Here is a 15,639-nt window from a genome sequence, read left to right as displayed (position 1 = left end):
CCATGTTGTCATTGCTCGCTGAACTGAAAGATCACAATCTCTCAATCTGGTTGCAAGACGGCGGACTAGAGCTGTCATTTGGCGCGCAAGCGCCAGATGCTGCGCTTGTTGCAAAGTTAAAGTCAAACAAAACGCAGCTAATGGATTACCTTGAAGCAAAAGCAATTTTTTCAAAGGATGCGTTTAATACACTGCCAGAATTAAACCGCTATCCGCTTTCGTTTGCGCAAGAGCGTTTATTATTTATCGAACGGTTAGAAAATGGCACCAACGCTTATCATATTCCGTTTTTGGTTAAACTCGCTGAGCACACCGAGCTTGCACACTTAGAACAGGCGTTGAATATCGTGTTAGATAGGCACGAAGTCCTTCGCAGTGTCTATCGTCAAGACGAGCAAGGCCTCGACTATCAAGAAGTGTTGAGCGCTTGTATTGAGATTACGCCTAGCCCTGTGGCTGACTTAGCTGCGCTTAATACGGCTGTTAAACAAGCGATCAGTACACCATTTGACTTAGCCAATGAGCCTATGTTCAAGGTTTGCTGTTGGACATTAGACGCTGAACGTTACGTGCTATTTATGTGGCACCATATTGCGTTTGATGGCTGGTCCACCGAAATCTTTATGCGTGAGCTACACCAAGCCTATTTTATGCTAGCTTCAGGCAAAACGCCTGAGCTACCAGCGCTTGAGTTACAGTACCAAGATTACGCAAGGTGGCAGCGCGAGTATCTCAGCGGCGATACCTTAACTAAGCTTTTAGACCACTGGACTGATGCACTTGCAGGTGCTGAGCAGCTTGAATTACATTCGCCACTACCAAGGCCAAATGAATATCAATATCACGGTGCCGACCACCGTATTCATTTGGGTCAGGAACGAAGCGAAGCCCTCAAGGCCATAGCCAAAACGCAACAAACCAGTCTTTATGTAGTACTGCTCAGCAGCTGGGCATTGACATTACAAGCAACCAGCGGTCAGTCAGATTTAGTCATAGGTACGCCATCTGACAACCGTCACCTAAGCCAGACACAAAATCTTATTGGCTTTTTGGTCAATAGCTTAGCCCTGCCAGTTCATATTGATAACGCACTCGACTTTAATACCTTAATCCAACAAGTGCACCAAACCTTAAAAGCGGCAAAGGCGCACCAAGATCTGCCATTTGATAAATTGGTCGACGCCCTAAAATTACAACGGGATCCGTCTCGCCACCCGCTATTTCAAATGATGTTTGCGCTTGAGCAATTTAAAAATAACAGCGACGACAGCAGCCAACAGCTGTTTACGCCTGTGGATGAGTCACAAGTAAAAGCGCTACATAAAGTGGCTAAGTTCGACATTAGTTTACTGCTACAAAATGGTGACGAAGAAGTATTTGGTGATATTAACTATGCCACCGCACTATTTCCAAGTGACTGGATCGCAACTCTTGCTGAGCGCTTTATCAATATTATCGATCAGGTGATCGCCAGAACCGCACAGCCACTTGCAAAAGTAGCCCTACAAAATAGAACTGAGACTGACACACTCCGTGCTTGGCACAACAACGCCGAGTCGTTTGCTACCGACAAAGATCTGGCCAGCTTAGTAGAGCAGCACGCCGCTAACACCCCAGAGCAAGCGGCCATGTTAACCAGCAGCGGTGAAACGCTGTCTTATGCCGAAGTGAACGGTAAAGCTAATGCCCTTGCGAAGCAAATCATTGCTCAGCACCCCAAAGCCCAAGCTGGCCTATTGCCTGCCGATACCCCTATCGCCCTCTACTTTTCTCGCAGTAGCGAGATGCTTATTGCTATTTTGGCCGTGCTCAAAGCCGGTGGTGCCTATGTGCCTGTTTCACCAGATTACCCCGAAGCTCGGGTTGAATTTATTTTAACTGACACCAACACCGACTTAGTGCTAACCCAGGAAAGCCACTTGCCTTCACTTGAGCCTGTGCTTGGAAAAGCCACAGCGCTCGGCGTAAACACCCCTGCACTGGCGGTGGAGCATGAGAACTTAGTGCGTCCAACCGCGTTGGCTAACTTGGCTTATATCATCTACACCTCAGGGACAACCGGACTACCAAAAGGCGTGATGCTCACGCAGCACAATGTGCTTTACTACCTTCATGCCTTAACCAGCCAGTTAGGTGACAAGTATCGTAATATCGACTTTTCTTCTAACTACTGTTTTGACCTGTCGGTGACGACCACCTTATGCCCGCTCCTTGCTGGACAAACGGTGTGTGTTTATGAAGGCGATATTCTTGATGCCGCCGCCTTTAGAGCTCATCTAAATACCGCGAACGTTGGCTTTGTGAAAACCACACCCAGTCTTGCCATGGCGCTATTGCCTGGCAGCGACGCACAAGTCGATGCCCTAATGCTCGGTGGTGAAGCGCTGACCGAGCTGGCCATCGCCGCATTAAGCGACCATGTGAACGCTATTTTCGATGAATATGGCCCAACGGAAGCCACAGTCGGTGCGATGCTAGCACAGGCCTACCCACGTCTTCATCAAGGCATAGGTAAAGCCTACCCTAACGTTAATCTTCATGTGTTGTCTGAGTCGCTGCAGCCCATGCCCATTGGTGCGCCGGGTGAGTTATATATTTCAGGCCTTGGGGTTGCCCGGGGTTACTTAAACCGCCCTGAACTCAATGCTGAGCGCTTTATTGATAATCCATTTAGTCACGACCCCGCCCATAGCAAGCTGTACAAAACCGGTGACCTTGCCCGCTTCCTAGACAACGGCGACTTGGTGTATCTCGGTCGTAACGATGAGCAGGTGAAAATTCGTGGTTATCGTGTCGAACTAGGCGAGATTGCCGCTGCTATTGTCGACCAACAAGGCGTACAAAACGCGGTAGTGATTGACGTGCCTGCACCGCAAGGCAAAGCGCTGGCCGCTTATCTTGTCGCAGAGCCTGACCTTGAAATTACCGAGGTAAAGCTCGCCCTAAGTGCTGCTTTACCTGAATACATGGTGCCCAGTCACTTTACTCTAATCGAGCATATTCCACTCACGGGTAACGGTAAGCTTGACCGCAAAGCACTCCCCGTGCCAGAGCTTCAAGCCGACAACCTCTATGTGGCACCACGCAATGCCTTAGAGACCCAGCTTTGTGAGATTTGGCAACAGGTACTTGGCCTAGAACAAGTGGGGATTGAGGATAACTTCTTCCAAATCGGCGGCGACTCAATTGTCAGTATTCAGCTGGTTTCACGCTTAAGAGAAGCTGGGTTAACGGTACAAGTTAAAGAGATATTTGCCGCCCCAACTCCCGCGCGGCTGGCAAAGCTTATCAGTGCGAATGGCGACAAGAAGGTTACGATAAAAACCGAACAAGGCCAGCTTGAAGGCGAGTTCGATCTGCTGCCTATCCAGCAGTGGTTCTTCGCAAATCAGTTTGCTAACCCCGCACACTTTGCCCAAACTTTTGCCACTGTAATGCCAAGCGCAATCAGTGATGAGAGATTAGTTGAGCTATTGTCCGAGCTTGCTGAGCAACATGATGTGCTCCGCCTTGTTTTCAATCAAAAGACGGCGCACATTACCCAGCAGTACCAACAAAATAATACCATGGCGCCTCTAGTTAAACTTGATGCAGACACACTCAGTGACGACGAGCTTGCCAAGCAATTAACCCGTTTGCAGTCACAGTTTGCGTTAAATTCAGGCCCTCTATGGCAGCCAATTCGTGTCAAACGCCAAAGCCAAGATGTATTGGTATTGGCCTTCCACCACCTGATCATTGACTTTGTCTCTTGGCGGATCCTAATTGAGGACTTAAATAGCCTTTATCAAGGCAAAAAATTGGCGCAAAAAACCTCAAGCTACCGTCAATGGGTTGAGACCTTAAACCAATACGCACATGTTCAAGCCGAACAAATCGATTACTGGCAAGAAGTACTTGATACTTGTCAAACACACTTAACAGCGAATAGTACACCGAGAAACCAAGTAATTAAACTTGACTCTGCATTTACACAAACGTTGCTGTTTGACGCTAATCAAGGCTACCACACAGAGCCTCGAGACCTTGTCGTCGCTGCGCTTTCACTAACTCTAGCTCATATCACTGGTAGTAATGATCAGGTTATTGCGCTTGAAGGACATGGTCGTGAACACATCGCCGAAGATATAGATCATTCACGCACCGTGGGCTGGTTTACGTCATTATATCCACTAGCACTCCATGCGGGTTCTAGTCTCGAAAGCGCTATTGTCAATGCCAAAGAGCAGCTGCGTAAATTGCCAGACAATGGCGTTGGTTTTGGTCAATTCTATTTTTCCAAACAAGTGACGGGGACTTTACCAACCGTTGCATTCAACTATTTAGGCCAAATCGGTGGCACAAAAACGCAGCAACCCAGTGGTGACTTCTACTTAACTGAAGCCATTACAGGTCAACCAGTCGCAAGCGAAAATAATGGTCATTACGTTCTTGATATCAACGCGGCTATTATTCATGGTCAGCTTGTCTTAAATTGCACCACGGCATTGTCTGAAACCGAATTTGCCCTATTCCAAAGTCAGTTCACTGCCAGTCTGCAAGCGGTGCTGGACACGGCATTACATACCAAAGCGCTTGGCGCCAAACAAACGCCGAGCGACTATAACCTGACAGGCGTCAGCTTCGCCCACTTAGATGCACTGCGCACACGCTACGACCTAGCCGCGCTTTATCCCGCAACAAACTTGCAGCAAGGTTTTATCTTCCACCAGCTTAATAGTCCAGAAGATACCGCCTATCGGGTGCAGTCACAGATGCAGTATTTCGATAAAATTGACACTGCGCTTTACTGTCGTGCGTGGCAACTAACCTCGCTGCAATATCCAGCGCTGCGCTGTGCTTTTGATGTTGAAGAAACCATGCTGCAACTTATCGTGGATCACACCTGTGTTGATGAAGATAACTTTAGCGTGATTGATATCAGTCAATATTCAAAAGCAGAACAACAAGCACACATAGAAAAGCTTGCAAACCAAGTGCTAAATCAGCCCTTTAATTTTGCAAGACCGGGGTTATTTACACTGCATTTGGTAAAACGCGGTGAAGCGCATTATCACCTAATAAAAACAGAGCATCACAGCATTTGTGATGGCTGGAGTGGCCCGTTAGTTATGCAGACCGTTCACCAGAACTATACGCAATTACTACAAGGTCAAGAACCTGTTTTACAGGTGGACAACGCCTATTTAGATGCCCATGCTTACCTAAGAGATAATCAGGCCGCCACCAAAGCATTTTGGCAATATCATGTCGCTGATTTATCACAAGCAAACGATCTTAACACCCTGTTTAGTCACTCAACAGATTTAGAAACGCTCCGTCATAATCATGACCCGCAGGCGCTGCATTTTGCCCTACCAAACGAGATGTTAAGTAAGTTGCAGCAAGCATGTCAGCAACATTCTGTCACGCTCAATGCTGCGGTACAATTTGCCTGGCATAAGCTTATCCAAATCCATACTCGCGACGAATTTACTTTAGTAGGTACAACTATCGCAGGTCGCGACTTACCAATTGACGGCATAGAGCAAAGTGTTGGAGCTTACATCAATACGCTACCGCTTTATCTTGATTGGCCTACAGATGCTACCATCGCGCAACAACTCGAGAAGATCCAAACTGCCATTTTGGACTTAAATAGCCATGCGAATGTGTCACTCGCGTCACTGCAACAAGGTGGTAATCGGCTATTCCAAAGCCTAGTCGTTTTCGAAAACTACCCAAGCCTTGAAAATGAACAAGCAGAGGCACAACAAGCTCGCTGGCAGTTTGACGCCGCACCAGAGCAAGTTGAATACCCACTTGCATTGATAGCAAAGGAGCAAGGAGAGCTGCAACTTGAGCTGATGTACGACGCCAGTTTGCTTTCGCCAGCACGTGCCGCACAACTGCAATCTCAACTGCTACTTATCCTCAAGCAAGTCGCTGACAATACTCTCTTACCTCATCAGCACATTGAAATTGCTAATACAGTGGAAAAGGCCCGTATTCTCAACGAGTGGAATAAAACCGAGCGCGAGTCATGTGGCTTCGAGAACTTCAACGACTTATTTAGTGAAAGAGTCGCTGTATTCCCGGATGCAGCCGCTGTGTTCTGGCAAGATGAAGCACTAAGCTATCAAGCACTCAACCGCCAGGCTTGCCAGCTTGCCCAGCAATTATTGGTGATTAAGGCTGAGATTTATGGCGACGAGTATCAAGGTGATTTTCCAGTCTTGTTGCTGCATGAAAAACAGTTGGACTCTATCGTTGCGATCCTCGCTATTCTTAAAGCAGGCGGTGGTTATGTTCCTGTATCACCGGAATTTCCTGACTCAAGGATTGAATATATTGCCAAGGACTGTGGTGCGAAAATCGTGGTCACCCAATCGGGATTAATGGATAGAGTTGCGAGTACAACACTTGCCTCACTGACACATGTACTCAGCGATGCACCAATGGAGGAAACAAGCTTAGACCAAGCGGTATCGGTGAGCCCGTCTGATTTGGCTTATATTATCTATACCTCTGGTACCACAGGTAACCCTAAAGGCGTAGAAATCAACCATGAGGCACTATTAAACTATGCCACTGACGACCACTTTATCGATCCCACACAACTGAGCAAAGTCCTTAGCTTATCGAGTATTAGCTTCGACGCGTTTATTTTTGACTGCTTTGTCACACTCAGTAATGGCGCAGCACTACACCTGATAGATAAACAGACTCAACTTGATCCAGAACGACTGATTGAATACTGCCAAGCACAGCAGATTGATACGTGTTTTGTAACCACTGCGCTATTTAATCGTTTAGCTAACGAAGACTTCTTCTTACACGCCGGACTTAAACAGATTAATTTTGGTGGAGAGGCGGTCGACTTAGCTATGGTTGAGCGAGTAAAGCATCAAGCGCCAGAGCTGATGCTTTACCACGCCTATGGCCCAACAGAGACCACCGTTTATGCGACTTGCTGCTTACTCAACTCTGTAAATCACGGAGCACCTATTGGCCGCGCTATTGCCAATAAATCTGCTTACGTGTTGTCACCTGCTGGCAAAATACTTCCACCGGGCGTGGCAGGAGAGCTTTATATTGGCGGCGCGGGTATGGCAAGACGCTATTTACACCGTTCAGATTTAACCGAACAAGCATTCTTAGTTAATCCGTTCGCATCGGATAGATACCTCGCAAGCGGTTGGAACAAAATGTATAAAACGGGAGATTTGGTTAAATGGCGTGAAGATGGCTTATTAGAGTATGTTGGTCGTAATGATTTTCAGGTGAAAATTCGTGGTTACCGCATCGAACTTGGCGAGATTGAAACTGCAATTAAGCAACAACCGCAAATTCATACTGCGTTTGTAAACGTGAATGAACAAGATGGGATTAAACGTATCGTAGCCTATTTGGTCATGGCAAATGCTGAGTCACTAGATGAGGCAAAGCTCAAGCAAGCACTCTCTCACATGCTACCGAGTTATATGCTGCCAAGTGCTTACGTCACATTAGACGCCCTACCCGTTACGGTTAATGGCAAGATTGATGCCCGAGCACTACCGCAGCCCGATTTTAGCCAAACTGAGACTCACCATGCTCCAAACACAGAACAGCAAAAGCATATCGCTAAAATCTGGTGTGCTGTATTGGGAATTAAGCAGATTGGCTTGGAAGATAACTTCTTCCATATTGGTGGTGACTCAATTATGAGCATTCAGCTCATGTCAGCTCTCAAACGTGCTGGCTATTCGCTGTCGACCAAAGACATATTTACGTATCCAACCCTAGAAGCGCTTTGTGCATTTTTGGCAAATAATGAACGGGTAGAAATCGAGGCTGAACAAGGTGAGCTCAGCGGAGAAATCAAGTTATTACCTATCCAGCAATGGTTCCTCAACTCCCACTACCGTCATAAAGCGCATTTTAATCAGTCGGTCATGCTCGCACTTCCGCACAATACCACGCTGGATACTTTGGAGCGTGCACTTGCGCAGCTGCATCAACAACATGACATGTTGCGCGCTCAGTTTAGCAAAACCGAGACTTGGCAATCCCAATATCAAAGTATTGAAGCGTGCCCAGCACCAAAGCTTATCCATCTGGACACCTTGGGGCTTGATGAGCAGCAAACTGGACTGGCGTTGAGCAAAATACACGCCCGTTTTGAACTCGGTTCAGGTGCTTTGTGGCACCCGGTTTTACTCAGCGATGATACGCCGCTAACTAGACTCGTACTTATCGTTCACCACCTTGTGATTGATGGTGTTTCGTGGCGTATTTTGGTCGAAGACTTAAGCCGCTTGCTACAAGGCGACACCTTAAGCGACAAAACCAGCAGTTATCGCCAATGGTCAGACGTTGTGGCCCAGCATCCTTTTGAACAACAAATACCGTATTGGCAAAACGTGCTAAGCACACAACAAAACATACCTTACGGTAAATCACAACAGCGTCTTACGCATCAATTTGATACTCAGCTTACTGAGCAATTGCTACGCCTTGCTCCTGCTGGATTTAACACAGAAATCAATGATCTCTTAATGAGTGCGTTTACTCGGGCTTGGTGCAATACCTTTGCTACAAACTATTGCCACCTCACGTTAGAAGGCCACGGCCGAGAACATCTGAGTGACCATATTGATACGTCAAGAACACTAGGCTGGTTTACTAGTATGTTTCCGGTTGCTCTGAAAAATGACACGGATTTATCGACGCTGATTATTCAAAGCAAAGAAACGCTTCGTGCCATTCCAGATAAAGGTTTAGGTTTCAGCGAATTGGTCAGACGTGGGGAATTTTCCTTCAATCAATTACCTAAAGTTAGCTTTAATTACTTGGGACAACTTGATAGCAATAGCGATGCACAAGATCAGGGCATACGAATGCTAAATGCACACTCAGGCGATGCCAGCAGCAAGAATAATCAGGATGAAATGGCACTCATCGTGAACGCCGAAGTGCGTCAAATGCGACTACAAGTGAGCATTGCAAGTCAGTTAGATGAGACGCAAACCACCGCATTCATAGAGCAGTTCGATGCTGCCCTTCGAGCCGTCGTTTCACATTCGATTACAGCCGCAAATCCCCAAGGCATAAAAACCCTAAGCGATATTGAGATCGGCGTATTGGTGAATGAAGCCGATGCCCCTATTGAATGGTTTTTCTTCCCTCCGGGTGGCGGTGGTGCTGAGAGTTACTTGCAATCCATTGCTCCCAAGATTTCCGCGCCTTGTTATTGCTTCAATAACATCTATGCCGCACAGGAAAAACCAAAGGGCTCGCTCGCCTATGACTATTATCAGTTCCAAACATTGGCGTTGCAGTATGCTATTCATCTTAAAAAGCTAAAGCCTAGTGGTCCTTATCGGATTTTTGGTTGGAGTTTTGGCGCAACGCTGGCACTTGAGGTTGCCAAACTGCTGCAAAATGAGGGGGACACAGTCGAACACTTGGTGTTCGTCGACCCTTGTTTTGACTATGCCGCGATGCATGATGAAGTTTTTGCTCTACACCCAGAGTTCAGTCATCTTGAGCCCGATAGAATTAATTATCACTACCAAAATGATCCGGCATTTTCTAGCACCGCAAAGGTGACGCTATTTAGTGCTGGTTGTGCGGTTGAAGTGGCTCAGTCGGATAGCCTAGAGTTACAACTTTCCAGTCATATAATCAACCGATACCTTGATAAGAATCAAAATCTTATCGAAGAAGCAATGCAACCCAGTCAGGTTCAAGTGTTCACCATGAAAGGGTCGCACAACAGTTGGGTAAAAACACCGGAAGACTTAATAAAAATGTCAGAAATTATGAACACTCTTTAACATTTTATTCGTTAATATAATGTTAAATTAGATTTTCTAGAGTGAGGCATTAAAGGGAGCTCCCCTCTTCACTCTAGGATTAATTAATTGCCACATTTTCTCACAATATATGATTAAGGAATTACAAAATGGCTAAGGAAAATGTAGATGTACTTATTATCGGCGCTGGACCTGCTGGGACAATGACCGCTGCAAAGCTAATTCAAGCAGGGTTAACCGTGAAGATCGTTGAACGTAGCCACTTTCCACGCTATGTTATCGGTGAAAGTCTTCTACCACAAAGTATGCAGCATTTAGAAGATGCTGGATTTATGGATGCGTTAGTCGCACGCAATTACCAAAAGAAAATCGGTGCTAATTTTAAACAAGATGACTTCCAAGAGTTTTTCGATTTCTCTAAAAATTACACCGACGGCTGGACATGGACATGGCAAGTTCCAAGAGATGACTTTGACAATGTACTGGCTGAAGAAGTGCAAAAAATGGGTGCCCCCATCGAATTTGGCACTTCCGTAGTCGATGCCAACATGGATCTAGAAGAACCTATCATTAAGGTAGTCAATGAGGCTGGCGACGAGCAGGAGATCCAAGCCAAATTTGTTGTTGACTCAAGCGGCTATGGCCGAGTACTAGCAAATCTACTTGACTTAAATGAACCTTCGTCAGCACCGACTCGGGCAACTTTGTTCGCGCAATTTAAACCAGCTGATGGCATAGAAACTGGGGCTGAAAACAATAAAGTAACGATTCTGGTTCACGAAGAGGATGTATGGGTTTGGCTAATACCTTTCTCTGACGGTCGTGTTTCAGTCGGCTTTGTTGGTAACCCTGAGTATTTGGAAAGTGCAGAAGGCGATGCTAAAGCGCGCTTTTTAACCTACCTTGCTCGCGATCAACATGCCTCTGCAATGTTGGAAGGAATGGCGCTGTGTATGGAACCAAAGGAGATCAAAGGCTACTCTAAAGGTATCAAACAACTGTTTGGTAAAAACTTTGTCCTAACCGGTAACGCCAGCGAATTTATTGACCCCGTATTTTCAGCCGGTGTTATGTTTGCCATTGAGTCAGGCGCACGCGCTGCTGCTCTCATTGTTGCGCAGTTAAATGGCGAAGAAGCAAATTGGCAGCAAGAATATGAAGCGCATATGCTTAAAGGGATTGCTGTCATGCGCACCTATATTGAAGGCTGGTACGACGGGCGCTTGCGCCGTTTATTTTTCTCAAACAACAAGCCTGAAAAAATTAAGAGCCAAATCACTTCTGTGCTTGCGGGTTATGTATGGGATGAGACTAACCCATTTGTGAACCGCAGCGAGAAAACTTTGAACTTGCTATCTGATCTCCATAATAACCCTGAAATGGCGTGATTTTAGCTTTTGAGACCGGCGTGGGAATAGCTTCTCACGCCACATAATATACTAACAAAGATGCGTTTCAGTAGTAGTGAAAGTAGTTGTGCGATGCCTATAGTTTCCCTTATTTGCGATTAAACAAAGTGGGGAATTTTGTTGTAGGCCGACCATAGATGTGGCACTTGGCGCTTTAAAGGACTTAGACAATGAAAACTAACTTTGTATACACTGCTGCACTTTCAGCGTTATTAACAGGCACTGCACTTGCAACTCCCGCACAGGCCTCAGAATATAAAACAATTCTAATTCATGGCTTTCAAGCGGACCAACTTAACCGCCCTAACAGCACCAATGTCGAACTTGAAGGTGAAGAATACTGGTCATCTTTTTGGATAAACCACGCTGATGAGCGTATTGATTGGCCTTCTTATGAGCGTTTGCAAGGCAAAATCGCAACAGATTATATTTGGCCAAAGCTAAAAGCATTTGCAGAAAATGGCACTTGTAATCCTGGCTGTGTCTTTGTTACCCACTCAACGGGTGATTTAGTCGCGCGCTATATCTTAGATAACCAAGCAACTTGGCTTGAAAATGCGGGCCTTCAACCACTTAATATCGTTGCTACTTTCGACCTTGCAGGCGCGGGTGGCGGAAGCGAACTCGCAGACACAGCTATCAACGCTGCGACTTCTGGTGGTGTAGTAGGTGAACTAACTCGCCAAGCAGTTGAGGCATGGCTGGGCAGCATGCCTGAAGAGTTTGGTATCATGTGGGATTTAAAAGTAAATAATGCGCGACAAGTTGCTCAGTATCCGAGTGACAATGCGCCTCGCCTACGCTTTGTTGCTGATGCAAGCGACTATTACGGCCTAACTTCAGGCTTCTTACCAGGTAACGACGATGGTGTTGTATCAACGCACTCTTCTTGTGGTGCATCAGCAAAAGGTGACTTTGGTAGTTGTAGTACAAGCGTTGCTATCAACGGTCAGTTAGCCTCCCAAGATGATGCAGTAACTAGCTTTATGCCATATCACTATCCACTACTAATGAGCGCGGAATATAGCCACGGTAACCTGCCAGATGCTGGATACCAAGGCAAAGTAACAGCGGCTCGTACTCAGTTTAACGCGGGTTATAAAACGATTAGCTACAACACCTATGAAGAAACAACGGGTAGCTGGTTTTGGAAAAAAACTTACCGTTATGTTAGCGAGTCTAACTCACAAAGTTTTTCACAGTTAATACTAAACTCACTGTAACTTAACGGTTATTTTGCTAATTTCTATACCCAAGGAACTGCTCCATGCAGTTCCTTATATTAACCGAGTATTGCTATGAAAAAGTTTTTGTTGATTAGCGCCATTCTTATTGTGATCTGTATCACTGCAGGATATTTTGCCTTGCAGCGCGAAGCTCTGCCCTCACCTGAGTTAGCAGCAACACCACAAGTCACCACACCTATTTTGACACCACCAACAACACCACCAGTCACACCTAAAACTGCGATAACACAAAAACAATCACTGATCGAATCGCTACCACTGGCACAAGCTGCGCAATCAGCTGCGGCACACTATGAATATACTATTTCTCTACCGCCTTATTCACAGCCCCTTGGCAAAGGTGATTTTGATAGGCTCAATCCAAATCATTTCTATGCCATCGAAATGCCAATTGAAGAAAACAACGAACAAGTATCTTTGTCGCTGAATCAATATCGCTTTGTACACCCCGCTACTATCGAGATAAGTTTATCTGGTAGTCAATTTTCTAATGCAACCGCAACGATACTTGACCCTACATCGCAGCAAACCTTATCTACCACCCGCCTCAAAGAGTCTAATGGTATTTGGCTTGGCGCAGTCGATGGCGAGACGACATGGCCTCAAGAGCTGAATGTTGTTGTGCGTGCTAAACCAAACTCGGCTAAGGCCGTTGCATTAACAGCAAGTATCCGCTATTACCAGCCCAGCGCCACACTGCTCGCCATTGCTGAACCTTACCCCGAGCAAGCTGACTTGATAATTCCATTGCAACTTGAAGTAAAGCAAAGTGGTACTTATCGTATCCGTGCAAACCTATTTACTCCCGATGGCACACCAATCAGTCATTTGGTTGAAAAGCAAAAGTTAAGCGAAGGGAAACAGGTATTCAACTTAAAAGCACATCAGTCGGTGCTTGCTCCTTTTTCAGCTAAATCCGGCCCATCCCAGTTCACGTTAAAGACATTTGTGATTGAGAGAATGTCGCCAATGCCGGGAGAGCTTGCGCAGTTTGGTGATAGCAAAATAACCGAATACCACATCACTGATTTCTACTTTGACGCACTGGAGAAGCGCCCATATAAGCCCTCGGCTGCCGAGCGTCAACGTCTAGGTTACTTGCAAAAAATGGCAGGTAAGTAAAGCAACTAACCTTTGCTTTGGATAATTAAACGGTGACCCTTTTTAGGTCACCGAGTTAGCTAAGCTATATCGCTTCAGCCGTCGTCTTAGGCCTCAGCTCAGCAATACGATAAAAACCAAGTGCGGTGATAGATACTAAGGTCATGATGATAAACAGCATCATACCGGAGTAAAAATCTAAAATAAGCCCACCTAAAATGGGCGCTAATGCATACCCCAATGAACATAAGCCAGCAGCACCAAAATAGCTAGCTTTCAGGTTATCTGGTGCCAACCTGTCAATATAGACATTGATGTTAGTAAACATAATTGCTTCGCTCAGACTCAACACCATCATGGCTGCAATCCATCCCCAAATATTGTGTACATCATTCAAGGCCATCATGACTTGTGAAATAATCAATATCACACCACCCGCATAAAGCCTATTTTCAATGCGCCAATTACGCATCAGATGTAGTAATGGAAACTGACAAACGATGATCACACTAGAATTTGCGATGATTAAGCTAGAAATTAGCCAAGCTAGATCGGGGACCTCTGCACGCGTCAAATACTGCACTAAGCTAGAGTCACATTGCGCATAAACCAAATACACTAAAGTTGTAGCGATGAGCACAATTAAAAAAACTTTATCTTTTCGTAAGATCCTCAGCCACTTTGCAAACTTGGGTACCGACTGAGCGGCAGACTGCAAAGCGAAAGTCTGCGCTTCACTCAGTTTAGGTCTAAAGTAAAGCAGCGCGAGCAACAAACCAATATACGAAATGCCAGTATAGATAAAGCTAAACTGCTCACCATTAAGCCCCGCCCATAGCCCGTACAATGGTCCTAAAGCCGCTCCCACATTCACGAGAAAATAGAGTAAATGCAGTGCAAGCTCTCTGTCTTTTGCGTCGGCAAGTTCTTCAGTAAGTAACGCTTTACTAGGCGCATCCCAAAGCGTCCTAGGTAGACAAGCTAAAAACACTGAGGTTGCAAACAACCACAACGACTCAGCCACAGCCAACAGAGAAAAAGAAATCACACCAACAAACACTGCCGTGTAGAGCATTTTGGTGCGACCAAAGCGATCAGCGAGATTCCCCGTATAAAACCCCAAAAATACGGCGAAAGTCGCTGACACCGTCAGCAATAAACCGACCTCTGTTGCACTCAGTCCATAATTTTCGTAAAGAATAACAGCCAAAAAAGGCCATACCATGTAGTAACTAGCGCGAACGAAAAAGTTACCAACAAGCATTACCCAAACTAAAGGTGTAAAGCGCTTTAACCGCTCAATTGCAGAGCTATTCTCCATTGATGTTCCTTGATTATTATTGGTTTACACAGAACCCTAATTCCTAAACCTTAGTTTAGGTCAAGCGTTTAACTGCATTCTATTATCTTGGATACTGGAATTTTATGAAGAAAAAATTTCATCCTTGAAATCACAAAGGGAGATAAAACTAACTCAATGAAATTAAGCGTTAAAACCGCTTAACGTAGAACACATTAAAAAAGTCAAGACCGGGGTTGTGGTCGCTCAAACCAGCATTAGAATAATGTAGATATCGGATCCCAACTTTAGTACTGGGGTTCAAATTAACACTAAGTCCAATGCGGTCTTCAAACTGATAGTGAACACCAATGTCTTTACCCGCAAATCGAGTATCACTGACGTAGGTCATGCCAATTCCAAACTCAAAATTTACCGGCTTTCCAGCAAACTCATTCAGTGGAACACTAAGCACTGGTGACAATGCAATAGCAAACGTCGTGTCTGAGCGTTTTGGTTTGCCGTATTCCCAATAGTTGGTGCTCAGCTCAAAATAAACATAGGCACCTTCTCCAAAACCATAATCCGCTAAACTATAATGCAAGGGACGATACCCAAGCCGCAGTCCTTTTACATCCCCCTCTCCCATCACATAATCAACTGCAACTTCACTAGCATGTGAGTAAGTAGACACAAACAACATAAGCAAGAATAAAACTAAGCGCATAACGACTCCTCTACAACAAGAGCAATTCTACGCCGTTATTTAATTCTTAAAAGACACCAAAAGACCATATAATAATTGCCATTTAAGCACCAATCTG

General features: G+C 45.5%; 6 protein-coding genes. 4 read left to right on the top strand and 2 right to left on the bottom strand.

Features of this window, described 5'->3' with window-relative positions; all coding sequences use genetic code 11:
* The first annotated feature begins 2 nt into the window (after window positions 1–2).
* The 4 genes from PNC201_RS05405 to PNC201_RS05390 all read left to right on the top strand — a co-directional run bounded on the left by PNC201_RS05405 (window position 3) and on the right by PNC201_RS05390 (window position 13,557).
* Window positions 3–9,800, top strand: coding sequence for a non-ribosomal peptide synthetase (locus PNC201_RS05405; protein WP_102056424.1), 9,798 nt, complete (start codon window positions 3–5; stop codon window positions 9,798–9,800).
* A 128-nt stretch (window positions 9,801–9,928) separates the two neighbouring features.
* A complete protein-coding gene (locus tag PNC201_RS05400) occupies window positions 9,929–11,167 on the top strand; it encodes an NAD(P)/FAD-dependent oxidoreductase (RefSeq protein ID WP_102056423.1) in 1,239 nt (412 codons plus the stop codon).
* 191 nt (window positions 11,168–11,358) lie between these two features.
* Window positions 11,359–12,411, top strand: a complete 1,053-nt coding sequence (locus PNC201_RS05395) for a hypothetical protein (RefSeq protein WP_102056422.1) — start codon at window positions 11,359–11,361, stop codon at window positions 12,409–12,411.
* A gap of 75 nt (window positions 12,412–12,486) precedes the next feature.
* Window positions 12,487–13,557 (top strand): hypothetical protein, encoded by a 1,071-nt coding sequence (locus PNC201_RS05390; RefSeq protein WP_102056421.1) that lies wholly within the window; start codon window positions 12,487–12,489, stop codon window positions 13,555–13,557.
* Window positions 13,558–13,621: 64 nt separating this feature from the next.
* On the opposite strand, the gene PNC201_RS05385 is transcribed toward PNC201_RS05390, so the two are convergent.
* Together PNC201_RS05385 and PNC201_RS05380 are read right to left on the bottom strand one after the other, a co-directional pair.
* Window positions 13,622–14,857, bottom strand: a complete 1,236-nt coding sequence (locus PNC201_RS05385) for an MDR family MFS transporter (RefSeq protein WP_102056420.1) — start codon at window positions 14,855–14,857, stop codon at window positions 13,622–13,624.
* Between the two features lie 169 nt (window positions 14,858–15,026).
* Complete coding sequence (locus PNC201_RS05380; protein ID WP_102056419.1) at window positions 15,027–15,542, bottom strand: acyloxyacyl hydrolase; 516 nt, start codon at window positions 15,540–15,542, stop codon at window positions 15,027–15,029.
* Between the last annotated feature and the right edge of the window lie 97 nt (window positions 15,543–15,639).

The sequence above is a fragment of the Pseudoalteromonas sp. NC201 genome, from assembly GCF_002850255.1.
Lineage (GTDB): Bacteria > Pseudomonadota > Gammaproteobacteria > Enterobacterales > Alteromonadaceae > Pseudoalteromonas.
This window is presented reverse-complemented; position numbering and strand designations above follow the sequence as displayed.

Excerpts from the sequence above, each read along its gene's own strand:
- PNC201_RS05390 (WP_102056421.1), top strand. The coding sequence starts at position 12,487 with ATGAAAAAGTTTTTGTTGATTAGCGCCATTCTTATTGTGATCTGTATC.
- PNC201_RS05380 (WP_102056419.1), bottom strand. The coding sequence starts at position 15,542 with ATGCGCTTAGTTTTATTCTTGCTTATGTTGTTTGTGTCTACTTACTCA.
- PNC201_RS05400 (WP_102056423.1), top strand. The coding sequence starts at position 9,929 with ATGGCTAAGGAAAATGTAGATGTACTTATTATCGGCGCTGGACCTGCT.
- PNC201_RS05385 (WP_102056420.1), bottom strand. The coding sequence starts at position 14,857 with ATGGAGAATAGCTCTGCAATTGAGCGGTTAAAGCGCTTTACACCTTTA.
- PNC201_RS05405 (WP_102056424.1), top strand. The coding sequence starts at position 3 with ATGTTGTCATTGCTCGCTGAACTGAAAGATCACAATCTCTCAATCTGG.
- PNC201_RS05395 (WP_102056422.1), top strand. The coding sequence starts at position 11,359 with ATGAAAACTAACTTTGTATACACTGCTGCACTTTCAGCGTTATTAACA.